Origin of the sequence: Pseudobutyrivibrio xylanivorans (assembly GCF_008935055.1) — a bacterium.
GTDB classification, from domain to species: domain Bacteria; phylum Bacillota; class Clostridia; order Lachnospirales; family Lachnospiraceae; genus Pseudobutyrivibrio; species Pseudobutyrivibrio xylanivorans_A.
In genome coordinates this window covers 3,113,395-3,136,653 of record NZ_CP043028.1, presented here as the reverse complement: position 1 = coordinate 3,136,653, position 23,259 = coordinate 3,113,395, and the positions used below count along the sequence as shown (strand labels likewise).

Here is a 23,259-nt window from a genome sequence, read left to right as displayed (position 1 = left end):
CAGCCCTTTATTAGGTATTTTGCATACTTGATTATGCCATAAGCATACGGAACATTTCGATTACCTGCTCCTTTGTAGCCTCGCGTGGGTTACCTGGGTAGCAAGCGTCGTTGAGTGCATCTGTTGCAAGTGTATCAAGATCTTCTTCCTTGATCTTGTCGAGAGTTGTAGGAATTCCTACGTCCTCAGAAAGCTTCTTAACAGCTGCGATAGCTGCGTCACGGTATTCATCCTGAGTCATGTTGTCTACGCCTTCAACGCCCATAGCACGAGCAACTTCACGAAGTCTCTCGCCTGTGTACTCACGATTGAACTCCATAGAGATTGGAAGGAACATAGCGCAAGCTACGCCGTGTGGTGTGTCATAGTGAGCTGAAAGAGTGTGAGCCATAGCGTGGTCGATACCAAGACCTACATTTGAGAAGCCCATACCTGCGATGTACTGACCAAGAGCCATTCCCTCGCGGCCTGACTTCTTGTTCTCTACAGCGTCACGTAAGTTAGAAGAGATAAGACGGATAGCTTCAAGATGGAACATGTCTGTCATTTCCCAAGCAGCACGTGTTGTGTAGCCCTCGATTGCGTGTGTAAGAGCATCCATACCTGTTGCAGCTGTAAGACCCTTAGGCATTGAGCTCATCATCTCTGGGTCAACAACAGCTACGATTGGCATATCGTGTGTGTCAACGCATACGAACTTTCTTTCCTTTTCTACATCTGTGATAACGTAATTGATTGTAACCTCAGCAGCAGTACCAGCTGTAGTTGGAACAGCGATGATAGGTACGCATGGGTTCTTTGTTGGAGCAACGCCCTCAAGTGAACGAACATCTTCAAACTCTGGGTTTGTAATGATGATACCGATTGCCTTTGATGTATCCATAGAAGAACCGCCACCGATTGCAACGATGCAGTCAGCACCAGACTTCTTGAAAGCCTCAACACCATTCTTTACGTTTTCGATTGTTGGGTTTGGCTTGATATCTGAGTAAATCTCGTATGGAATCTTTGCAGCATCGAGAAGGTCTGTAACCTTTGCTGTAACTCCAAACTTAATAAGATCAGGATCAGAAGCTACAAAAGCCTTCTTGAATCCGTTGTTGTTAATTTCTGTCACTACTTCGTTGATTGCGCCAGCACCATGGTAAGATGTGGCATTGAGTGAAATTCTGTTTGCCATAATCATTAAACTCCTTTGCGTTTATATTCTCTGTTAAATAATTAACAGCCCCTACGAAAATATATTAGCATGTGTTTATGGGTGAATATAAGTTACAGATGTGGAGTTGTGTAACATATATGTTTGACAATAATACGAAAAAATCGTAATATTAAAATACGAAAAAATCGTAGGAGGAAATATGGTTGTTGAAAAAAATCAAGAAACAAAAAAAGTAGTTTCTGAGAATTTGAAGTTTTTGTTGTTACAAAATGGCAAGACCCGTAAAGATGTTTGCCAAGATTTAAATATAAAATATACAACTTTTTGCGATTGGATTAATGGGCGAATAATACCTAAATATCAGAATTTAGAAATGTTGGGAGAGTATTTTAGCATAGAACCAGTGGATTTTTACAAGCCTCTTAGTGGGGAGGAAAGTATTATGGCAGCTAAAAGAGTTTTAACATATGCAAAAGAGTTACAACCAAATTGCAATAAGGAATTGGAGATGAGTATGATTAAGGATATGTCTGATGAACAGATAATAGAATTAGTAAATTCAGGGGTTTCATTTAAGCACAAATCTTATGAAGAAAGATTAGCAGAATGTGGGGGTGTGGCTCAATCATATAAATTCGATTGGGGAGAACCAAAAGGAAGAGAGATACTTTAATGAAAGATTTTTATCAGGGAGATATTATAAAAATAGCTGGATTTGGAAATTTGTTTCTTATAGTGAGTAAAAATTCCTTTATCAGAGAGAGGCAGATGTTTCATGTATGCCCAATTGTTAAAGCTGATTTGGTGAATCCCATGTGCATTCCTGTAAAAGGAAATGAAGGGAACGAGGGAACAGCGATTTGTGAAGAAATAAAACTAATTGATCCTTTGGCCAGAAATTGCTCTAAGGTTGATAGGCTTAATTATTGGAGTGTTATCAATATTTCAGATGCCATTCAGGGAATGTTTGAATATGATTAAATCGGTAATTAATACTATAGGGGAGATTGTTGTACGTCCCCTATAGTATTTTTATTTTTGCAAATAGTTCTTGAAGCTTTGGTGGCATAGCATCAATCATCAGGTCAGCCAGTGCTTCTTCGGGTTCCTTCATGCCTTTTGTCAGCCACTGCACAGTCATGTAGATAGAAGACCAGCAGTACATTTCAAGAAGCTTTCTGGTTTTGGTGTCTGGAGGGGTGCCGGTTTTCTCACGAATAAGAGAGCAGTAGAATTCATAAATCATTATGAAGTCATGCTCCTTTAGATTGTTTTGATTGTCGCCCTTGAAGCCAGCAGTGAAGAAAAGCTTTTCCTGCTTAATGTACTGGAATTTCTTAATCAATCCTTCGCGTATGGTTTCTCCTTTTCCCATTTCTTTGAAGGACTGTTCCAGCAGGCGGTCGAAGTACCAGTTTACCAAATCATATTTATCTATGAAGTTCCTATAGAAGCTCTGACGTGAAACGCCTGCAGTTTCAACAATCTGTTTTACCGTGATGTTTTCCACAGAGGTGGTGCGCATGCAGGTTTTCATGGCTTCAGCTAATTTATACTTAATATCCATATAGTTGATTTTAATAGACTTATGGTTAAAAATGCAAGAATGTTATTTTGAAGTTGTGTGGCACATCTGCTACAATATTTCTAATAGGAGTATAAAAATTTAAAGGGGAGAGCGTTAAGAACGTGGATCGAAACAGAATTTTATTTAAGAGATTTTTATTAGTAATTTTGGGCTTTGTAATGATTGCATTTCAAAGCCCTGTTTTTGTGTCGGCACACAATCATGCAACCAAAACTGTAAGGATTGGTTATTACGAGAACGAAATTTTTCAGGAGGGAGCTTCAGAGGATTCGGTGAAATCCGGCTATGCCTATGAGTATTATATGAAGCTTTCTGAGTATACCGGCTGGCGATATGAATATGTGTATGGCACCTATAATGATTTGTATCAGATGCTTGTTGATGGTGATATTGATATGCTGGCAGGTATCGCATTCAGGGAGGACCGTGAAGCACTTATCGGTTATCCGGAGATTCCTATGGGGGTCGAAGCCTATGTTTTAGTTAAGCACGATTTTGATACAGAAATTACCGCAGAACCATCTACACTTAGCGGACATACAATTGGCGTTTTAAATAGTAATATGTCTGCGACGCTTGGAAACTATTTGAAAGAGCATGCTATAGATGCAACGGTGATTACCTATGAGAATAGTGCTAAGCTTTTGGACGCATTTGATTCAGATGAAATAGATATTCTTGCAGCGGAGAGTGATGGTACTAATATAAGGAAGCATGCAGAGGTTCTTTATGCTTTTGGAACTGCTGATTATTATATATGTGTAAACAAAGCTGATACGATTTTGCTAGACGAACTGAACGAAGCACAGAGCGCCCTGTATACTGACGAGCCATACTATTTGAGCGTGTTAAATGCTAAGTATTTTGGAGCCAGCCTTTCATCACAGACTTTGTCAAATGTTGAAAGAAACTGGATTTTAGCCCACGACAAAATCGTTATTGGCTATCTGAATAATTACTTGCCATATAGTGACACAGATGCAAATGGGCGGGTGACTGGTGTCGTTAAGGATATTGTTCCAAAGCTTTTTGACTCTATGAATATAACTGAGCTGGATATTGAATATAAAGGCTTTGATAATTATGATGATATGATTTCTGCAGTGGATGCAGAAGGGGTGGATGTGGCATTTCCTGTAGCAGGAGGCCTGTATTATTCCGAGGAGAGTGGCATTTACCAGTCAAATTCGGTATTGTCTTCAAGTACTGATTTAATTTACAAGAATGTTGTTATTTATCCAGACAACGCCAGCTTTGCAATCAATAACAACAATCGTATGCAATATTATTATGTGAAGACCAATTATCCAAATGCACATATGGTTTTCTACGACAGTATTGATGAGTGCCTTAGAGCTGTTCTAAAAGGTGAGGTAGATTGTACCACTGTCAATGGTATGAGAGCCAATGCAATTTTGAAAAATGCAGAGTATGCGGATTTGTCCCTTAGACAGCTTTCCTCAGCTGATGCCAGATGCTTTGGTGTCAGAATTGGCGATGAGGGACTGCTTCGTATAATTAATCGAGGCATTCACATTATGGGCAGTGATTATCCAGAGAATCAGGCCTATAAATATGTGGATGGCCTTTATATTGAAGAAAAAACACTTAGCCTAAAGGATTTTATTCCATGGATACTTTTGGTATTATTGCTTATTGCTTGCGTCATTATCGTATATACGATGACAAAGCTTAAACGGTGCAAGGCTGCGGTAGCTGATTTGCAGAATGTTAATTATATTAAGAGCAACTTCATTAACGATGTGGCCACAAATATCAGAGAGCCGATAGTGGAGATTACTGAAGAAATCGACAGTCCTACTGCTGAGAGATTGCTTTCAGCTGTGGATGACATTATTGATTTGAGCAATTTTGAGTATGGAAAAGTCACATTAAGTGAGGACAAAATTCATATTCCAGCTCTTGTCAGAGGCTTAGAGTCAGAATTTCAGGAGAATCCTTCCTGCAAGAATCTCAACCTTCAGTTTAATGTGAAGGAGATTCGAAACAAGGATGTTATTGCTGACAAGGCTCGTTTAGTCCAGGCCTTAACCAAAATCCTTAACAATGCAGTTGAGTATTCTAAAAAGGGCGGTCATATTCGTGTCGAAGTAGAAGAGCAGAAGTGCAGCAATCCTAGAATTACCAATATGGTATTTACGATAAAGGATGATGGAATTGGCATGAGTCCTGAATTTCAGAAGATTGTATTTGATGCTTACACAAGAGAAAATAATGGTATGGATGGAAAGCAAGGCGTGGGCCTTGGCTTAACCATCTCAAAAAGAATTGTAGATTTGATGGGAGGAAAAATAGAAATCAATTCTACAAAGGGCTACGGCTGTGAAGTCGTTGTAAAAGTCCCAGTAAAAATATGTTATACAAGATAGCTTAATCGGTGGTGAGATTTTTCTTCCATCTGATGACAGCTACTCCAATAATTATCGTATATCCGATAATACTGAGAACAGTAGGTGCCTCTCCAAGGAAAATGATTCCAAGCAATGCTGCAAAGATTACCTGAGTGTAATCGAAAACGGAAATTTCCTTGGCAGGGGCATATTTATATGCTGTTGTAATAGCAAACTGACCAAGGGAGGCACCAACACCAGCTAATAGAAGAAACAGCAGCTGCTTTGGAGCCATAGGTACATAGTCCTTGATTAAAAATGGCAATGTCACAAGGCATGAAAAGGCTGAAAAGCTGATAACAATAACGGGAGTTGTAACTCCATTTCTAGTCATTTTTCTGACGAAAACATAAGCAGTTCCTGCACCAAATCCCCCAAACAATCCAACTAAAGCTGGAAAAACTGAAGAGAATGTACCTGTTGGTCTGATGATGAAAAGTGCACCAGTGAAGGCGATTATAGTAGTGATGATATCAAACTTGTTTGGAATCTCCTTCAATATAAAAATGGATAAGATAATAGCAAAAAACGGTGAGAGCTTATTCAGCATATTGGCATCAGCGATTCCAAGTCTGTCGATGGCATAGAAGTTTGCAATAAGTCCAGCAGTACCAAAAGCACATCTCATAAACAGAGAAAGACGATTACCTTTTCCTACTTCAAATCTGGCATCGGTTTTGAGAAGGGCAGTTATTGCCACAAAAAGTGCAACCAGATTTCTGAAGAAGGCCTTTTGCATCGTAGGAAGGTCACCAGAAATTCTGACGAAAAAAGTCATAAGTGAAAAGCCGAAGGCGGCAAGCAAGATGCAGACTATTCCTTTAAGTTTGTTAGTATTTTTCATATTGGGTCTCCTTATGTTGAGTGGTTTGTTGTCGAAATATTATATCAGTTTTATTGCTATCTTGAATGTATTCAGATATTTGTGTTATTAGTGCTTTTTGTTATATTGCAAGTTGTAAACTGTACATCGTCTCTATATTATACATGCATAGCAATAAAAAAAACATGACTTCTTGTGGGCTACTTAAGGAAAAAGCCCACAAGAACTTGGCTTTGCCAAGCAATATTTTCTTTCAGAAAATATTGGTCCATGTCCGGTTCTTGATTTTCTGAGGAAAATCAAAAACCTATGACTTCTTGCTGACCAAACAGTGAAATTGTCAGCAAGAATCCTGCTTTGCAGGACATGAAAATAGATAAATCTATTTTCATGGTATTTACGATTTCTGTTTTTCTGAGGAAAAACAAAAATCTATGAATTCTTGCGCAAGAAGTATTAGAGGTAAAAGGAAATCGCCGGCTTGTATGTAGTAGAAAGAAGTGGAAATCTCTACAACATTACGTCTTCAGTAAATGACGATGGAACAACCCGCATTGTTGCAGCATTTAATGCCCATGCACTGAAGTCATATATAAAGAATCAGCTGGAAACTATGGGACTTGGTTCAAGTGATGTTGTAGTTTCGCTGAACTACACAGCCGTCGTAACAGACAAGATTCAGATTAATAGTGATGAGAATATCAATACCGCTTCAGTACGCTTCGAGAAGAGTACTGGTGATGTGGATTCTACATCGGATGTTGTATACGGATACACCTACGGCCTAAAGGTTGTTAAAAAAGATGGTAATGAGACAGACACATTCTTGGCAGGCGCACAGTTTAGGCTGTTTAAGGAGCAGGATATTTATATCAAGCATTCAGGTGATGAAGACTTTGCATGGTCTAAGAGAATTGGCTCTGATGCTGTAGAAGCACCGGATAATGCACTTGCCTATGCAGTGGCTAAGGATTCCTTTGATGATACAGGAATTAACAGTGGAGTATATCTGTTACATGAAACCTTTGACGGGGCTGGAACCACAGAATCGGGGGTGGATTACGTAGCAGGAGATGAAATCTGCAGACTTTTTGTAGTATATGACGATGCTTACAATACCAACACTAATACTCTCGCTGAAAACGGTGAATTCACTTCTGTTGCAACTGCGGAAGGTATACTCTTAACTGGCTTGGGCGATGGCACATATATCATGGCCGAGATTAAGGCACCTAATGGCTACAATGAACTGGCAGAGGACATGATGTTTACAATCTATCGTATGGACGATGAGGAAGCAGCCCAGTATCATCATGGTAACCTTCGAAACTTCTACGAGAAGGCGGCAGATGGAACGATGGAGATCAATGAAAGCGGAATGATTGCACTTACAGTTCTTAACTACAAGGGCCTTGTCCTTCCTAGCACCGGTGGAATGGGTACTCTTATCTTTACAATACTTGGTGTCATCATTATGGGTGGAATAATTGTAGTGCTGATTGTAAGAAGAAGGAATAATAATAGAGATTTTATGTAGAGAGGTATATTGACTAGCAGACTGGAAAAATCCGGTCTGCTAGTTTTTTTATCTACACCCAGAGTAAAATAAATATTGTTGAGAATTTTTAGTGAAATCTCTGTGAAAGGAAATGATGTCAGATAATTCTGTGGTATATTAGGTACAACGGGGGAATTATGTTCTTTTTTCAACAGGAGGATTCGCTGTATGACTAAGAAGAGAGGTTCCTTAAAGACAACATTAGTGGCAGTTATTCTTGCAGCTGTTGTTATTACAGCAGTGATTATCTCAGCATTCACAGTTATTAGTACATTGAACACTAATTCTGAATCGACTGAGGCCTACACATCAAGACTGCTTGAGGACATTAAGTCTGAGCTCAAAAACGAGACACAGGTTGCCATGAGCGTCTGTGAGACTATGAATGCCAAATATGAGGCAGGTCAGATGACTAAGGCAGAGGCTATGAAGCAGGCTGCTGATATCATCAGAGAGCTTAGATACAATGATGGAGCTGGATATTTTTGGGTAGATACCTCTGAAGGTATTAATGTTGTTCTTCTTGGTCGAGATACAGAGGGACAGTCCAGATGGGATTCTGTAGATCCTGACGGTAATTACTTTATCCAGGATATGATTAAAAATGGTATGCAGGATGGCGGTGGTTACACAAACCTTATGTTTGCTAAGCCAAATGAGACTGAGCCATTACCAAAGATTAACTATACTGCTTACTATGAGCCTTTCGACTGGGTAATGGGTACTGGTGTCTGGGTTGATTATATCGATGAACTCACAGCTAATTATACACAGCATGCAGATGCAGCACTTAGAGAGAATATCATTGCAACAGTTATTATATTGATAATCCTGATTATATGTGGTGTTGTAGTTGCCCTGTTCTTTGGCGAGAAGATTACAAGTCCTATTAAGCTTTCTGCAAGCCAGATTGTTCGTATGTCTAACAGTGATTTCACCGAAAATGATGAGATTGAGGGAGTTCGTAATCTTGTAAATAGAAATAACGAAATCGGACAGATTTCTGAAGCTCTTAATCAGATGCATGCTAATATCAGAAATCTTATGTTGGAAATCTCTGATACAACCACATCAGTTGCGGCAGCTTCTGAGGAGCTTTCAGCATCAGCTTCACAGTCAGCAGAGGCATCTGAAATGGTTGCAACCTCTTGTACAAACGTAGCTAATTCGTGCAGTGGTCAGATTAATGCGGTTACTGATGCCAGCAATGAAACCGATTCCTTTGTTTCTAACATGAAGGAATTCCAGGAGGCAATCTCTCGTACAACAGAGATGATTAAGTCTACAAATGAGGCAGCTGTTAATGGTGCTTCAGATATGACAAATGCAACTGATATGATGAACAGCATTCGTGAATCAGTTGAAAATACAGCACAGGTTGTTGAGGGACTTGGCGAGAGACTTAAGAGCATCGATGAATTCGTTGTTACAATTTCTGAAATCGCAAGCCAGACAAACCTTCTTTCCCTTAATGCATCAATTGAGGCTGCAAGAGCCGGTGAGATGGGTAAGGGCTTCGCAGTTGTTGCCAGCGAAATATCAAAGCTTGCTGATGAGTCTAACCAGGCAGCTCAGAAGATTACAGAGCTGATTAGCGCTATCACCAAGAATTCTCAGGAAGCTGTAGAGGCAATGCGCGAGGGCGCACAGAACGTTATTAATGGTTCTGAGCTTGTTAACGAGGCTGGCGGAACCTTCAACAATATTGTTACCATGGTAAATTCTATTCAGGAAGAATCAAGCACAATGAGCTCTATTGTTGAGCAGCTTTCTGGTGGAACCGAGACCATTGCTCGGAACATCCATCAAATCGAGCAGATGAGTATCGAGGTTGCGGATGAAACATCTAATGTATCCGCAGCATCTCAAGAGCAGACAGCATCTTCTTACGAGGTTGCTCAGGCGTCCGACAAGCTTGCTGGAAATGCTCAGGAGCTTCAGGATTTCGTAGCTCGATTCTCACTTTAATTTAGTTTTAGTGCCACCCTGTTGCTTTATTTGGTGACAGGGTGGCTTTGACATTGATAAAGCTTACTTCTTAATTTTTGCTTCGAGGGCTGGTTATGGATTGGTTTGCAATTAATTTGGCAATACTTTTAATAAGCTTGAATTTATTAATTGGATTACCTATTTATTTCAAGCGAAAGAATGTTAGGAATGCTGCGAGGGCTGCATTTCAGAAACAGTGGGATGACATGGTTACTCTGGACAAGCAGTATGCACCACACATTCAGCAGCTAAATAAAAATCTTAATATCATCAATTACTGGCTCAAAACTGGCAAGGACCCAACGGAGTCTGAGGAGGAGGCAGAGAAGCAGGAGAAGGAGGACAGATTCTTTGCAGGCCTTATGGATCCGCTGGAGGCTAAGAAATGGAAGGAAGCAGTTAGAAAGGCGAAGGAAGAGCATAATATAGATTTGGATATAAAGGAAATCCGCGTAGATGAATTTCGGGTTTACGACATGGATCCAATGGATGTTAATCAGACCAAGATGGACTTTAAGTATTGTACAGATTGTGGTGATTACATTTATTATTGTGCGACCCCTGATGCAGTTGATAAAAAGATGTACAGGCACGTGGTTTACTTTACAACCTCAAGGCCTACCAATTTACCAATTGTATATCCATTCAAATATGAGGGGGCTCAGATGCTTTCGCTATATAAGCATCCAAGCCAGACAGTCTGGTTTTTAAAGAATTGGAAGCTGATTCGCGAGGGGCTTGAAGGTCAGATGGAAGAAGAGGCCGTAGAGCTTGATGAGTCCATTACAGAGTTTGATTTGTAAGAGTATTAACGAGGGAGTCTATGGTAAAAGCAGCAGAGCTGGAGAAATTTGAGAAGGAATTCATTGACCGCAAACCCAACCGTTGCAGTAAGTGTAAGGGGCGACTTAAGTATTTGGGTGGCGGTTATTACCAGTGCTTTGACTGCGAAAATACCGAGATAGACGACTTCGGAAGGATAAAGGATTATATTGATGAAAATGGGCCTAAGCCTGCCATTGTGATTGCAGAAAATACAGGTGTGCCCATTGATATAGTAAATGGGATGCTTCGGGAGGGGCGCCTGGAGATTCCTGAGGGCAGCAAGGTTTATATTCAGTGCCTGAGTTGTGGCTGCAGCATTCGATATGGTCGCTACTGCCCAGATTGCATCAGAAACAAAACCAACAACCTCAAAGGAATCTACTTCAACCCTGAGGTCGGCGAAAAACCTAAAGCCGCCCCGAAACAGGACGGGAAGATGCATTTCTTGGATTTCGATAATTAGACTCTAAGGCTTGTAGGCGTAACCGACGGACTAAAGTTATTGAGGTACTTTAGTCTGCTAATGCGTTACCGTACTGTGCTGACAATTGTCCGCATTAGGTGTACAATCTGTTTTGTTGTGTTATAGAGAATAATGTACGGAGACACTAATGAAACAGATTTTTAAAACAGGCATAATTGTAATTTTAGGACTATTCTTATATGCACTTGGAGTTGCATTCTTTATAGAGCCCTCAGGGCTGATCACAGGCGGCGGCACAGGTCTTGCGCTGTTCGTTCATCACATGTGGGGAATCAAGACCTCTTATGCAGTGTTTGTAATTAACACAGTTCTTTTCTTGGTTGGCTGGCGTGTAATGGGACGTCGCTTTGCAGCCAACACCTTACTTTCCACATTTGCTTTACCAGTAGAGATTCACATTGCAGAGATTATTGCATCTCATTATCCACTTACAGATGATATTGTGCTTTGCACTGTATTTGGAGGATTGTTCATTGGCGCCAGCCTAGGAATTGTAATTCGTACCGGCGCATCTACCGGTGGTATGGATATTCCACCAATCGTTTTGAACAAATACTTGGGCACTTCAATTTCTGGAGTGATGTGGATTTGCGATATTATAATCCTTGCTGTGCAGGCTATTTTTACTGAGAAGACACTGGTGCTTTATGGCATCATCCTTGTCATCATTTATACAATGACTTTGGACAAGACACTTATCCTTGGCAAGGCCAAGACCCAGATTAAGGTAGTCAGCAAAAAGAGTGATGAAATCCGTCGTGCCATTCTCCAGGATGTTGACCGTGGCGTTACAGTAATTTATGGTCGCACCGGCTACCTTGGTAAAGACACAGACATCACACTGTCAATCGTATCCACCCGTGAGCTTGCCAAAGCAGAAAAGCTTGTTCACGCCATAGACCCAGAGGCTTTCATCATCGTTAGCCGCGTATCTGAGGTAAAGGGAAGAGGATTCACCGAACAGAAGAAGTATTTATAAAAGTAGCACTTGCAATATATCTAAGTTTTTTCAATGAATATAGGACTGACCGATATTGAAAAAACTAAAGATATATGTAAGTGCTACTTTATTACACTAAAGTGTTCTGCTACAATGAAAATCAGATAAGAATGCATGCGGAAAGGGAGAATGACTATGCCAGTATTTGATTTTGCTAATGATGAGAACGTTAAGAAGGATGCAGTGGTGACCTATACTACATTCAGGTCGGATGAACCAGCTGCAACTGCAGAAAAGCCTATTCTTGTTTTAAGGGATAGTGAGAAGCTGATGGCACATCATACAAATGGTGCTTTTACAAATCCTATTACAAGAAGCAGCTTTGAATATGAGTCAGATAATGGCACTGTCTCTGTGGATATTCTTAAGCTTGATTTGCGTTTTGTGGCTCTGATAGGCTGGCTTGGGGAGAATCATATTCCAGTTAGGCTTTCAGGTACGCAAACTGACGATGGGTACGCGGTATACAAGATTCGTGAGACTGGTATCGGCAATGGAAAGCTTTCATCGGAAGATGGATTCCTACAGTTTATGATGGAGCGACTTTTTGCATCAAGTGCCCCTTCTGAGGAGGAGCTTGATGAGGAGGATGCTGAGGATGGCGACGATATGAAGCTCACCAGTATTCAGTCCATCACTGATTTCATAACCTGCGCAGGGCGTACATTTCCAGATAATATCAGACTCTGGGCACGTCGTAATCTTGCAGTTGCAAAATCCGCAGAGGTTACTATCGAGGAACGGCGCCACGCCCAGCGTGCCCTTTCAATTATGACCAGCATTCAGTGGAAGAGCGACTATTTCGAGGCTATTGACCCAGTGGCAGCTAGAAAGATTCTCGATGAGGAGCTTTACGGCCTTGAGTCGGTGAAGCAGCGAATCATGGAGACTGTAATTCAGATTAACAGAACTCACACATTGCCAAGCTATGGTTTGCTACTTTGCGGTCCAGCTGGTGTTGGAAAATCTCAAATCGCATATGCGGTAGCACGAATTCTTAAGCTTCCTTGGACAACTCTTGATATGAGCTCTATCAATGATCCTGAGCAGCTTACAGGAAGCTCTCGTATATATTCCAATGCGAAGCCGGGCATTATCATGGAGGCTTTTGCTAATTCTGGAACAAGCAATCTTGTTTTCATTATCAATGAGCTTGATAAGGCAAATTCTGGCAAGGGCAATGGTAATCCTGCAGATGTACTTTTGACACTTCTTGACAACTTAGGCTTTACTGACAACTACATGGAATGTATGATTCCAACCATGGGTGTTTATCCAATTGCCACAGCCAATGTGAAGGCTGATATTTCAGCACCTCTAATGTCACGTTTTGCAGTAATTGATATCCCAGATTATTCCGTTGAGGAGAAGAAGGAAATCTTCCGCAGATTCTCTTTACCAAAGGTGTTGAAGCGAATAGGAATGTCCCCAGAGGAGTGTCAGGTGACAGAAGATGGACTTGATGCAGTTATGGAGAAATTTGTCATTTCTACTGGCATCAGAAACGTGGAACAAGCCGCAGAACACCTTGCTGCAAATGCATTGTATCAGATTGAGGTGGATGGAGTTTCGTCTGTTACATTTGATAGAAAAATGGTAGAAAAACTTTGCTAAACTGGGTTTACAAAATGTAGTTTTCTGTGATAAATTTAATATGTAATTTATACAATTTATTCAATTTAAAGAAAGGAGAGCAGCTATGGATAAATCAGACAGTCACGGGCGATTATGTAGCGACGAGGCATTTAATAAGCTTAGCATTTTAGCTGCTCTTTTAAATATCTAAAGGGTAGTTTCCTTTAATTTGCATAGTAAGTTGAGTGTCATCGTCTAAGTTCCAATTTTTTAGGAATCCGGTGACTTTTTTTATACCTATAGTTCATGTGAAACTATGGAACAGAAGGAATTATTAGAGGATAACAAGACCCAGGAGATTATCGACTTACTACGCTCTAATATCAGTGCCGAGCAGATGGTGGAGGTCTTAGACGATTATCATGAGAATGATATTGCTGAGGCTTACGAGGCGTTGGAGCCAGAGGACCGTCAGCGTTTGTTTGGCATCTTAGGTGCAGAGCGTCTTTCTGAGATTTTCCCTTATATTGAAGATGTAGGTGAATATTTAGCTGAGTTCAATCCAGAGCAGGCTGCCGACGTCCTTGAAAACATGGATGCCGACGATGCTGTTGATGCTTTGGAGGACATCGAGGACGAAGAGCAGAGAGAGAAGCTCATCGAACTCATGGACAAGGAAGCTTCAGCCGATGTACGATTGATTAATTCTTACGATGAGAATGAAATCGGTAGCATGATGACTACCAACTTCATTGTTATTTCTGAGAATTTTTCAGTCAAGCAGGCTATGCGAGCACTGATTTCTCAGTCTCAGGACAATGACAATATCAACACAATTTATGTTGAGGATAAGGACAAGAAATATGCCGGCGCCATCGAGCTTCGTGACTTGATTTTGGCCCGCGCTGAGACTCCGCTTGAGGACATCATCAGTCATAGCTACCCAAGCGTAGCTGCCGATGCTATCATTTCCGACACCATCGAAATGCTGAAGGATTATGCAGAGGATTCAATTCCAGTTCTTAATCCGAACGGCGAAATTATCGGTGTAATTACATCTCAGGACATCATCGAGGCCGTTGATGATGAGATGGGTGAAGACTACGCTAGGTTGGCTGGTTTGACAGCTGAGGAGGATTTGAACGAATCCCTTTCAGAGTCAATCAAGAAGCGTATCCCATGGCTCTTGCTATTGCTTGGACTTGGTCTTGTAACAAGCTCAGTTATTGGTATTTTCGATAAGGTCGTAGCATCAGTTGCAATCGTGGTTGTGTTCCAGTCACTTATTTTGGATATGGCAGGAAATGTAGGAACACAGTCTCTTGCTGTTACTATCCGCGTCCTTATGGATGAGGAAATTTCAGGCCTTGAGAAAGCGAAGTTTGTGCTTAAGGAAATGCGCGTTGGCGGAACCAACGGATTAATTCTTGGTTTGCTTGCACTTATATTTGTTGCAATTTACCTTCACGGGTTCAAGGGGTACATTTGGGCGTCAGCCTTCCAAATTTCAGGAATCGTTGGCTTCTCATTGTTTATTGCAATGATTGTTTCAAGCTTTATTGGAACTATCATTCCAATTTTCTTCCACAAGATTAAGGTGGATCCAGCTGTTGCTTCAGGTCCACTTATCACTACTGTAAACGACCTTGTTGCAGTTGTAACTTATTATGGCTTGGCAGGTATGCTTTTGGTTGGAAGAATATAGTCAAAATACAATTTTATATTGATTAAAATGGGGTCAGCCCTCTGTATTGCAGTATTTGTAATGTGTTAACAAATATAACAATATAGAGGGCTGTTTTCACACAATTTACATAAAAACATACAAAATGTTGTAGAACTCAAAGGGCAAATAGGCTAAAATTAAATTATAAAATCAATCTACTTCATGGAAATATCTAGATGGAGTAGCTCTTGTGAAAACTTAATAAAGGAGCGTGGCCCTATGAAGAAAAATTACGTACTCGACACTAACATCCTGATTCACTGCCCTAGTGCTATTTTTGGTTTTGATGATAACAACGTTATCATTACGACCACTACGTTGCAGGAACTGGATTCCAAGAAGACTGCCTATGCTGAAGTCGGCTATGGTGCCAGAGAAACTATACGTAACATTGAATCGATCGAAGGTGACTACGCCAGCGGGGTTCCGATGCCAAATGGTGGAACCTTTAAAATAGCTAAAGAATCTGAATTTGAAAAGCTGGTTCCAGCTGAGTATACGCTAGACAGACCAGACAATAGAATAATTAATGGTGTGCTTGCTATTTCTAAAATGAGCGAGCTGGAAACCATTCTTGTAACTAACGATATTTCCATGAGAATCAATGCTACAATGTGTGGCTGCGTAGTTCAGGGCTATCACAACGAGATGATTCTCGACAATGAGAATTATTCAGGACGAAGAGATATCACACGGGATGATATCGATAGTCCATTCAATAAAGGCTTTATCGAAAATGAATTTGGTATTTGTAAGGATGGAAGTAATTCCGCACTTTACACCTTCAAAGCCGATGGCTGGCATCTTTTAAAGGATAGAGATTACTACACTCCATATTGTCAGCCTAGAAACGTGGGCCAGAGATTTGCATTATATGCCCTTTTGGCAAGCCCAGAGGAGCTGCCACTTGTAATTCTGAAGGGTAGCGCTGGTACAGCGAAGACTTTCCTTTCGCTGGCAGCAGGATTGCAGGGCTATTATCACAGTGGTTTTGACCGTATCATGATTACCCGAAGTAATACTCTTTCGGATAATGATTTGGGATTCTTGCCAGGTGATCTTGAAGAAAAGATGACTCCACTCATCGCTCCATTTATGGATAACCTTCAGGTACTTTTGAAGGGGCAGAATGAGGAAAAGGAGCAGGTTAAGCTCCAAATTGAAGATATGTTTGAGACAGGTATCATTGAAATCTGCTCACTTGCTTACATGAGAGGTCGTTCTCTTGTAAATTCATTTATCATTGTGGATGAGGCTCAGAACTGTACAATTGGTCAGATTCTTGAAATCATCACACGTGCTGGTAAGGGCTCTAAGGTTGTACTCCTTGGTGACCCAGACCAGATTGATTCTCCAAAGCTGGATAGAAAGAACAATGGACTTTCCTTTGCAGCTGAGAGAATGAAGGGCTCAGGCCTTTGTGCACAGATTACCTTTGATGAGAGCGAGACCGTGCGAAGCGCATTGGCAGCTGAAGGCGCGAAGCGTCTGGTAATCAAGTAAAATTGTTTGTTTCTGTTTGTTATTATAATAATCCTCCTTTCACGGACCCAGGTGCTACTCCTGGGTCCACTTCTTTTTTGTATGGCCTCCCCTTGAGGGGTAAAAAAAATTTTTAAATTGCAACAATTCCTTAAGACAAATTGTATATATGATAGAATGAAAAATAAGGAGACCGGGAGGTAAAACCATGAAAAGAAAATTTGTTAGCTTTTTAGCACTTATTATTGCAACATCATTTGTTTTTGCAGGCTGCGGTACAAGCACCGATACAGCGACTACATCCTACGAGGAGATTGCAACTGAGGGCACAAGTGACGCAGCGGGTTTTGATTCGAGCGTGGGAAGCTTTTATGCTGAGGAGCCTAAAGAAGCGGCAGCAGGGACTACAGAAAAGTCCGTTGCTAATAGCGGTAGCGCAGGTGATGACGCTGAGGAGTTCACTTATGATACCAGCCGTAAAATCATCTATAATTCCAGCATCAATATAGAAACCAAAAAGTTCGATGATGACATTGATGCCATAAAGAAGCTGGTTTCAAAAAATGGAGGATATTACGAGAGCTCTTCTATCAATGGTACTGCTGAATATGGTGGACGCTATGCTAATTACACAGCGCGAATTCCATCGAAAAATTATCAGGCCTTCATGGATAGTCTTGGTGATATTGGCTCTGTGACCTATAGCAACGAATATGTGGACGATATCACTTCGGAGTATGTAGATGTTCAGGCCAGATTAAAGAGTCTTCGCACAAAGCTTAAGAGACTTGAAGAGCTTGAGCAGAATGCTGAAACTATCGAGGATTTGCTTGCTATAGAGGATAGAATCAATAATGTTCAGTACGATATTGAAAACTATACTGCACAGCTTAAGCTTTATGATGACAAGGTGGAGTACTGCACAGTTACTATCAGTCTGGATGAGGTCGTAACCTACACCGAGGTGAAGAAGGACACTGCATGGAACAGATTTACTGAAGCCTTCGCATCATCAATTTCAGGATTCCTGGCATTTCTCCAGTGGCTTGTAATTGCATTTATTTACATATTGCCATACGCTCTTGGAGCTGGTGTTATTGCGATTATCGTTATTCTTATCGAAAAGAAAAGAAGAGCAAATAAAAAGCAGAAAAAAGAAAAAGAATCAATTACCTATACAAGCTATATAGCTCCTAAAGATACATCAGAAGATAAGTCAGAGGAGAATCCTGAAAAAACTGAGTAAGACGTGACGAAAATACCTGCAGGTGAGGACAATAACCTTGTTCTTACCTGCTTTTTTTGTTATTATTACATATTGAATTAGTAGATTTTCATGTAGGAGAAAACAGATGAGAATAGGAACAGGATATGACGTACATAAGCTTGTTGAAGGCCGCGACCTTATCATCGGTGGTGTAAAGATTGAACACACACTTGGTCTTCTAGGTCATTCAGATGCTGACGTACTTTTGCATGCAATAGCAGATGCTGTTCTTGGAGCAGCAGGGCTTAAAGATATAGGCGCACATTTTCCAGATACAGACCCTAAGTACAAGGGGGCTGATTCACAGAAGCTTCTTACGGAAGTTCGTGAGCTTGTTATGGATAAGGGCTACGTAGTAGGGAATGTTGATGCCACAGTCATCGCTCAGAAGCCAAAGCTTCGTCCATACATCGAGCAGATGGAAGAGAATGTAGCACGATGTTTGGGCATTGATGTTGATCAGGTAAATATCAAGGCTACCACAGAGGAACATCTTGGCTTTACAGGCCGCGAGGAAGGCATCAGCGCTCAGGCTGTCTGTCTACTTTACGAGTTCTATGATGGTAGCAACGTGGTATTCGACAGTGGTCGTAGCTGCGAGACTTGCGGCGGCTGCGCTCGTAAGTAAAAATGGATAATAATTTTTTATAGAATAATAGATGAGCGGATGACCATCCAAGCATATGTTCTTTAACTGACCTTAAAGCAACATCAGCACTTAGTGAGGCTTGCCGAACTTAGTACTGCTATGTTGCGACAAGAGCGAGAGCGTGTCAGTGTAGAATATATGCTATGGATGGGAGTCCGCGGACTAGGAGTTTATGTAATGAAGGAATTCAAGTTTTATAATACAGCCTCAAGAAATGTTGAGGTTTTCAAGCCAAATGAAGAGGGCAAAGTTGCTATGTATACTTGCGGCCCTACAGTTTATCATTTTGCACACATTGGTAATATCCGCACATATATCATGCAGGATGCACTTATCAAGTCTTTAGAGTACGCTGGCTATGACGTTAAGCGTGTCATGAACATCACAGATGTAGGTCATCTTTCTTCAGATGCTGATACAGGCGAGGATAAGATGGTTGCTGGCGCAAAGCGTGAGCACAAGACAGTTATGGAGATTGCGAAGTTCTATACAGATGCTTTCTTCAAGGATTTTGATGCAGTTGGCAACAAGCGCCCAGACGTGGTAGAGCCAGCTACAAACTGCATTCCAGAGTTTATCCATATGGTAGAGGTTCTTATCGAGAAGGGCTACGCATATGTTGCAGGTGGAAATGTTTACTTTGACACTAGCAAGCTTGAGGATTACTACGTATTCTCATCATCAGTTGAGAAGGAGGCACTTGAGGTTGGCGTTCGTGATGATGTAGAAGAGGATACAAATAAAAAGAATAAGACTGATTTCGTTCTTTGGTTCACAAAGTCAAAGTTCGAGGATCAGGCTCTTAAGTGGGACAGCCCTTGGGGCGTTGGTTACCCAGGATGGCACATTGAATGCTCATGCATTTCAATGAAGCATCTTGGTGAGTACATGGATATTCACTGTGGTGGCGTAGATAACATCTTCCCACATCATACAAATGAGGTTGCTCAGTCAGAGGCATATCTTGGTCACAAGTGGTGCAATTACTGGTTCCACAGCAATCACCTTAATGACCAGTCAGGAAAGATGTCAAAGTCTAAGGGCGCTATCCTTACAGTTTCAGTTCTTCAGGAGAAGGGCTATGATCCACTTGTTTACAGATTCTTCTGCTTACAGTCACACTATCGTAAGCCACTTGTTTTCTCTTGGGAGAATCTTGATAACACAGTTCAGGCATACAACAAGCTTGTTAAGAGAGTATCAGAGCTTAAGGCTGAGGGCGCAGTAGATGAAGCTGTAAAGAGGGAGTTTGAGGAGAAGTTCTGCGAGGCAGTTTCAAACGACCTTAATACTTCAATGGCTATCACAATTCTCTATGATGCTTTAAAGGCTGATACAAATGATGCTACAAAGCTTGCTCTTGTAGAGAGCTTTGATAAAGTACTTTCACTTGATTTGATTGGTCATGCAAAGGCTCTTGCAGAGGCTGGAAGCAATGTTGATGCAGAGCTTGAAGCATTTATTAACGATGCAATCGCTCGTCGTGCAGAGGCAAAGAAGGCAAAGGACTTTGCTACAGCTGATGCTATTCGTGATGAGCTTTTGGCAAAGGGTGTAGAAATTAAAGATACTCGTGAAGGAGTAGTATGGCATCTGGTTTAAATGATTATTTGAACGAACAATTTAACATTGAGCCAAAGGATATCAGGACATATTCACCACTGACCCTTGCCTATATTGGCGATGCGATTTTTGATGTGGTGATTCGTTCCATCCTAGTAAATAAAGGCAATACCGCAGTGAATAAGCTTCACCAGCGTGCCAGCTCCATCGTAAAGGCGCCTACTCAGGCAAAGATGGCTGCAGCACTTATGGATAGCTTCACTGAGGAGGAGGCTGACTGGTACCGTCGTGGCCGCAATTCAAAGCCACACACAAAGGCTAAGAACGCCACCACTATGGATTACCTCGAGGCTACAGGATTTGAGGCCGTAATGGGTTACCTGTACCTTACCGGCAACATGGACCGCATTTGCGAACTCGTTCGTAAGGGGATAGAGGCGTTGCAGCTCGACATCCTCGATTAGTAGGTTATTACGTTATTATTTTATGATTTAGGTGAGTCGGTAGTCGACAAGCATTGGCTGTAGCCATCAAGCTCTGATATTTCTTAAGCGAGACATGTAGTCGAGCGTAGAAATCATCAGGCTTGTAGGCGTAACAGCCTAGAGGCTTGTAGGCGTGACCGACGGATTTAGGAGTATAAATGGAAGAAAGTAGAATTGTAGAAGGAAGAAACGCAGTACTTGAGGCTTTTAGAAGCGGTAAGACAATAGACAGACTCTTTGTTCTTGATGGTTGCAAGGATGGCCCTATTCAGACTATCCTGCGCGAGGCTAAAAAGAGCAAGGATACTGTTATCAGCTTTGTAAAGAAGGAGAGATTAGACCAGCTCTCAGAGACTGGAAAGCATCAGGGCGTTATAGCCTATGCTGCAAGCTATGAGTATGCAGAGCTTGAGGATATCCTTGAGAAGGCTCGTTCAAAGGGCGAGGACCCATTTATTATTATTCTTGATAATATTGAGGACCCACATAACCTTGGAGCTATTATCCGTACAGCAAACCAGGCTGGTGCCCATGGTGTCGTAATTCCAAAGCATCGTGCAGTTGGCCTCACAGCAACAGTTGCAAAGGCTTCTGCTGGCGCAATCAATTACACTCCTGTTGCAAAGGTTACAAACATCAGCAAGACTATGGAGGAGCTTAAGGAGCAAGGTATGTGGTTCGTATGTGCAGATATGGGTGGCACAGCAATGTACGACCTTAATCTTACTGGCTCAATTGGTCTTGTAATTGGAAATGAGGGCCATGGAGTTTCTGATTTGGTAAAGAAGAACTGCGATATGGTTGCCAGCATTCCAATGTATGGCGACATCGATTCACTTAATGCATCAGTTGCTTGTGGTGTTTTGGCATATGAGGTTGTGCGTCAGAGAATAAATAAAAGCAAATAGGAGTAGGTTATGGACCTGCGAGAAGAATATACACAACTTACAGATGAACAATTAGTTAAAAGATATCAGGACGGCGATCAAGCTGTCCTGAACTTTATATGCGAAAAATATAAGCCTCTTGTGTTGAAAAATTCCAAGAAGTATTTTCTTGTTGGCGGTGAAAATGAGGATTTGATACAAGAAGGGATGATAGGTCTTTTCGGAGCTATCGGAGATTATGATACCAGCTCTGATGTTACATTTTTTCATTTTGCCCAGCTTTGCATAGACAGGCAGATGATAAAGGCTATCGAAGCCAGCAATCGAAAGAAGCATTCGCCTCTTAATGCATATATTTCTCTATATGATGAGGATGGGACGGAGCTAGAAGAACCAGCATCAATTGCCGACGACCCAGCGGAAATCATCATAGAAGCCGAGGAGAACCTAGGACTTATCGATCGACTAAAGGCTGTCCTTTCACCTATGGAGCTTCAGGTCTTCGAACTCTACATGCAGGACTTAGACTATAAGGAAATCGCAGCGCGACTAGGCAAGGCGCCAAAAAACATCGACAATACACTTACTCGTATTAAAATCAAAGCAAAAAGTATATAAATAAACTATAAGCCACATTGTTACGGCTACAAGTCCTGGAGTCCGTCGGTTACGCCTACAAGCCATAGATATCTCCGCTCAACTACATGTTTCGCTTGAGATACCTATGAGCTTGATGGCTACCGACTCAATAAAAGCTTGATGCCTACAATGTGGCTTTTGGTTATAGAATACCTTCAGTGTAGATTTTATACAACTCAGGGTTTACGTTTGATTCGATAGATTCATATACTGGCTTGCTAAGCTCACGGATTTCTTCACGCATTTCATCGGAGAGTGTGATGATTTCGGTGCCTGATTCTTCGATTGTTGCAATTCTTGATGCGATTCTGGCATCACTTTGTTCCCTTGCATATTCAGTTGCTGTCGCGGCAGCTTCTCTTAAGATTTCCTGTTCTTCAGGAGTCTTATCCTTCATAAACTCATCACTTACAATTAAAGAGATAAGATGTGGCAGATGATTAGTCTCCACTACATAATCCTGCTGTTCGTATAATCTGTTGGATACGATAACCTCGTAAGGATTTTCCTGAGCATCAATTGTACCCTGTTGAAGTCCAATGTATACCTCCGAGAAGGTCATTGGTGTAGGAGCAGCGGAGAGAGCCTTCCAAAACTCCAAATGGTAGGAATTTTCCATTGTACGGATTTTTTGTCCCTTGAAATCTTTTAGGGCTTTAACAGGCTTGTTGGTAGTCATAACTCTAAAGCCCTGATCTGCATATCCTAATAGTTGATAACCTCCCTTTTCATAAACGGCAGATATTTCTGACATAAATCCAGGGTCATCAACCTTTTTGCGCACTTCATCAATAGTTCCAAACATACAAGGCATATCAAATATTGCAACGTCAGGAAGGAAGGTAACCTGTGGAGCGGTGTTCTGAACAACAAATGGAATATCACCATCCTTGCAGGACTCTAAGAGCTCTCTGTCGCCACCTAAAACGCTGTTTGGATAAACCTGAATAACCATTTTGCCATCGCTGAGACGATACACCTCATCGGCAAATTTCTCAGCATAGATTTGAGTTACTGTATCCTCTGGGCTTGAGGTGCCAAGAGGCCACGCATAGGTCTGAGAATCAGAGGATGTGCCACAGGAACAAAGCCCAAGGGTTGATATAAAAATAGCTGATAGCGCAAATAATCTTTTGAATTTCATAT

At 41.3% G+C, this 23,259-nt stretch carries 21 protein-coding genes; 17 read left to right on the top strand and 4 right to left on the bottom strand.

Annotation, left to right across the window (positions count from 1 at the left end; genetic code table 11):
• Nucleotides 1-31 precede the first annotated feature (31 nt).
• Nucleotides 32-1,180, bottom strand: coding sequence for a lactaldehyde reductase (gene fucO / locus FXF36_RS14050; protein ID WP_151625145.1), 1,149 nt, complete (start codon nt 1,178-1,180; stop codon nt 32-34).
• 181 nt (nt 1,181-1,361) lie between these two features.
• Here fucO and FXF36_RS14045 point away from each other — a divergent pair, with 181 nt between their 5' ends.
• Nucleotides 1,362-1,835, top strand: a complete 474-nt coding sequence (locus FXF36_RS14045) for a helix-turn-helix domain-containing protein (RefSeq protein ID WP_151625143.1) — start codon at nt 1,362-1,364, stop codon at nt 1,833-1,835.
• A complete protein-coding gene (locus tag FXF36_RS14040; RefSeq protein WP_151625141.1) occupies nt 1,835-2,143 on the top strand; it encodes a hypothetical protein in 309 nt (102 codons plus the stop codon). The genes FXF36_RS14045 and FXF36_RS14040 overlap by 1 nt, the downstream gene beginning before the upstream one ends.
• 40 nt (nt 2,144-2,183) lie before the next feature.
• Here the strand turns inward: FXF36_RS14040 and FXF36_RS14035 are convergent, their stop codons facing one another.
• The gene (locus FXF36_RS14035; RefSeq protein WP_151625139.1) at nt 2,184-2,729 is read right to left on the bottom strand and encodes a TetR/AcrR family transcriptional regulator; all 546 of its coding nucleotides are present in this window, start codon (nt 2,727-2,729) and stop codon (nt 2,184-2,186) included.
• 122 nt (nt 2,730-2,851) lie between these two features.
• On the opposite strand from FXF36_RS14035, the gene FXF36_RS14030 reads away from it, so the two are divergent.
• Entirely contained in the window at nt 2,852-5,140 is a 2,289-nt protein-coding gene (locus tag FXF36_RS14030) for an ATP-binding protein (protein ID WP_151625137.1), read from the top strand.
• A gap of 1 nt (nt 5,141) precedes the next feature.
• Here the strand turns inward: FXF36_RS14030 and FXF36_RS14025 are convergent, their stop codons facing one another.
• Complete coding sequence (locus tag FXF36_RS14025; RefSeq protein ID WP_151625135.1) at nt 5,142-6,005, bottom strand: DMT family transporter; 864 nt, start codon at nt 6,003-6,005, stop codon at nt 5,142-5,144.
• Between the two features lie 460 nt (nt 6,006-6,465).
• Between FXF36_RS14025 and FXF36_RS14020 the strand changes: the two genes are divergently transcribed.
• The 14 genes from FXF36_RS14020 to FXF36_RS13955 all read left to right on the top strand — a co-directional run bounded on the left by FXF36_RS14020 (nt 6,466) and on the right by FXF36_RS13955 (nt 22,092).
• Nucleotides 6,466-7,521: a SpaA isopeptide-forming pilin-related protein gene (locus FXF36_RS14020; protein WP_151625133.1), complete on the top strand. Its 1,056-nt coding sequence runs from the start codon at nt 6,466-6,468 to the stop codon at nt 7,519-7,521.
• A gap of 189 nt (nt 7,522-7,710) precedes the next feature.
• Nucleotides 7,711-9,510 carry a methyl-accepting chemotaxis protein gene (locus tag FXF36_RS14015; protein WP_151625131.1) on the top strand — a complete coding sequence of 600 codons (1,800 nt, stop codon included), beginning with the start codon at nt 7,711-7,713 and terminating at the stop codon, nt 9,508-9,510.
• A 95-nt stretch (nt 9,511-9,605) separates the two neighbouring features.
• The gene (locus FXF36_RS14010) at nt 9,606-10,334 is read left to right on the top strand and encodes a hypothetical protein (RefSeq protein ID WP_151625129.1); all 729 of its coding nucleotides are present in this window, start codon (nt 9,606-9,608) and stop codon (nt 10,332-10,334) included.
• Nucleotides 10,335-10,354: 20 nt separating this feature from the next.
• Nucleotides 10,355-10,819 (top strand): hypothetical protein, encoded by a 465-nt coding sequence (locus tag FXF36_RS14005; RefSeq protein WP_151625127.1) that lies wholly within the window; start codon nt 10,355-10,357, stop codon nt 10,817-10,819.
• A gap of 148 nt (nt 10,820-10,967) precedes the next feature.
• Entirely contained in the window at nt 10,968-11,819 is an 852-nt protein-coding gene (locus tag FXF36_RS14000) for a YitT family protein (protein ID WP_151625125.1), read from the top strand.
• Nucleotides 11,820-11,975: 156 nt separating this feature from the next.
• Nucleotides 11,976-13,454: an AAA family ATPase gene (locus tag FXF36_RS13995; RefSeq protein ID WP_151625123.1), complete on the top strand. Its 1,479-nt coding sequence runs from the start codon at nt 11,976-11,978 to the stop codon at nt 13,452-13,454.
• 277 nt (nt 13,455-13,731) lie between these two features.
• Complete coding sequence (gene mgtE, locus FXF36_RS13990; protein ID WP_151625121.1) at nt 13,732-15,120, top strand: magnesium transporter; 1,389 nt, start codon at nt 13,732-13,734, stop codon at nt 15,118-15,120.
• A gap of 240 nt (nt 15,121-15,360) precedes the next feature.
• The gene (locus FXF36_RS13985; protein ID WP_167511396.1) at nt 15,361-16,644 is read left to right on the top strand and encodes a PhoH family protein; all 1,284 of its coding nucleotides are present in this window, start codon (nt 15,361-15,363) and stop codon (nt 16,642-16,644) included.
• Nucleotides 16,645-16,831: 187 nt separating this feature from the next.
• Entirely contained in the window at nt 16,832-17,869 is a 1,038-nt protein-coding gene (locus FXF36_RS13980) for a DUF4349 domain-containing protein (protein WP_151625117.1), read from the top strand.
• A 106-nt stretch (nt 17,870-17,975) separates the two neighbouring features.
• Nucleotides 17,976-18,518 (top strand): 2-C-methyl-D-erythritol 2,4-cyclodiphosphate synthase, encoded by a 543-nt coding sequence (gene ispF / locus FXF36_RS13975; protein WP_151625115.1) that lies wholly within the window; start codon nt 17,976-17,978, stop codon nt 18,516-18,518.
• Between the two features lie 198 nt (nt 18,519-18,716).
• Nucleotides 18,717-20,141: a cysteine--tRNA ligase gene (gene cysS / locus FXF36_RS13970; RefSeq protein ID WP_151625113.1), complete on the top strand. Its 1,425-nt coding sequence runs from the start codon at nt 18,717-18,719 to the stop codon at nt 20,139-20,141.
• Nucleotides 20,126-20,566, top strand: a complete 441-nt coding sequence (locus tag FXF36_RS13965) for a Mini-ribonuclease 3 (protein ID WP_151625111.1) — start codon at nt 20,126-20,128, stop codon at nt 20,564-20,566. The genes cysS and FXF36_RS13965 overlap by 16 nt, the downstream gene beginning before the upstream one ends.
• Before the next feature lie 179 nt (nt 20,567-20,745).
• A complete protein-coding gene (gene rlmB / locus FXF36_RS13960; RefSeq protein WP_151625109.1) occupies nt 20,746-21,495 on the top strand; it encodes a 23S rRNA (guanosine(2251)-2'-O)-methyltransferase RlmB in 750 nt (249 codons plus the stop codon).
• A gap of 9 nt (nt 21,496-21,504) precedes the next feature.
• Entirely contained in the window at nt 21,505-22,092 is a 588-nt protein-coding gene (locus FXF36_RS13955) for a sigma-70 family RNA polymerase sigma factor (RefSeq protein WP_151625107.1), read from the top strand.
• A gap of 163 nt (nt 22,093-22,255) precedes the next feature.
• Here FXF36_RS13955 and FXF36_RS13950 read toward each other — a convergent pair whose 3' ends face one another.
• On the bottom strand, nt 22,256-23,257 hold the full coding sequence (locus FXF36_RS13950) for a TRAP transporter substrate-binding protein (RefSeq protein ID WP_151625105.1): 1,002 nt from the start codon (nt 23,255-23,257) through the stop codon (nt 22,256-22,258).
• Between the last annotated feature and the right edge of the window lie 2 nt (nt 23,258-23,259).

Coding starts and splice junctions, on each gene's coding strand:
- FXF36_RS14005 (WP_151625127.1), top strand. CDS start 10,355: ATGGTAAAAGCAGCAGAGCTGGAGAAATTTGAGAAGGAATTCATTGAC.
- mgtE (WP_151625121.1), top strand. CDS start 13,732: ATGGAACAGAAGGAATTATTAGAGGATAACAAGACCCAGGAGATTATC.
- FXF36_RS13950 (WP_151625105.1), bottom strand. CDS start 23,257: ATGAAATTCAAAAGATTATTTGCGCTATCAGCTATTTTTATATCAACC.
- FXF36_RS13985 (WP_167511396.1), top strand. CDS start 15,361: ATGAAGAAAAATTACGTACTCGACACTAACATCCTGATTCACTGCCCT.
- FXF36_RS14025 (WP_151625135.1), bottom strand. CDS start 6,005: ATGAAAAATACTAACAAACTTAAAGGAATAGTCTGCATCTTGCTTGCC.
- FXF36_RS14010 (WP_151625129.1), top strand. CDS start 9,606: ATGGATTGGTTTGCAATTAATTTGGCAATACTTTTAATAAGCTTGAAT.
- fucO (WP_151625145.1), bottom strand. CDS start 1,180: ATGGCAAACAGAATTTCACTCAATGCCACATCTTACCATGGTGCTGGC.
- FXF36_RS14045 (WP_151625143.1), top strand. CDS start 1,362: ATGGTTGTTGAAAAAAATCAAGAAACAAAAAAAGTAGTTTCTGAGAAT.
- FXF36_RS13995 (WP_151625123.1), top strand. CDS start 11,976: ATGCCAGTATTTGATTTTGCTAATGATGAGAACGTTAAGAAGGATGCA.
- cysS (WP_151625113.1), top strand. CDS start 18,717: ATGAAGGAATTCAAGTTTTATAATACAGCCTCAAGAAATGTTGAGGTT.
- FXF36_RS14000 (WP_151625125.1), top strand. CDS start 10,968: ATGAAACAGATTTTTAAAACAGGCATAATTGTAATTTTAGGACTATTC.
- FXF36_RS13955 (WP_151625107.1), top strand. CDS start 21,505: ATGGACCTGCGAGAAGAATATACACAACTTACAGATGAACAATTAGTT.
- FXF36_RS13980 (WP_151625117.1), top strand. CDS start 16,832: ATGAAAAGAAAATTTGTTAGCTTTTTAGCACTTATTATTGCAACATCA.
- FXF36_RS13965 (WP_151625111.1), top strand. CDS start 20,126: ATGGCATCTGGTTTAAATGATTATTTGAACGAACAATTTAACATTGAG.
- FXF36_RS14040 (WP_151625141.1), top strand. CDS start 1,835: ATGAAAGATTTTTATCAGGGAGATATTATAAAAATAGCTGGATTTGGA.
- FXF36_RS14015 (WP_151625131.1), top strand. CDS start 7,711: ATGACTAAGAAGAGAGGTTCCTTAAAGACAACATTAGTGGCAGTTATT.
- FXF36_RS14035 (WP_151625139.1), bottom strand. CDS start 2,729: ATGGATATTAAGTATAAATTAGCTGAAGCCATGAAAACCTGCATGCGC.
- ispF (WP_151625115.1), top strand. CDS start 17,976: ATGAGAATAGGAACAGGATATGACGTACATAAGCTTGTTGAAGGCCGC.
- rlmB (WP_151625109.1), top strand. CDS start 20,746: ATGGAAGAAAGTAGAATTGTAGAAGGAAGAAACGCAGTACTTGAGGCT.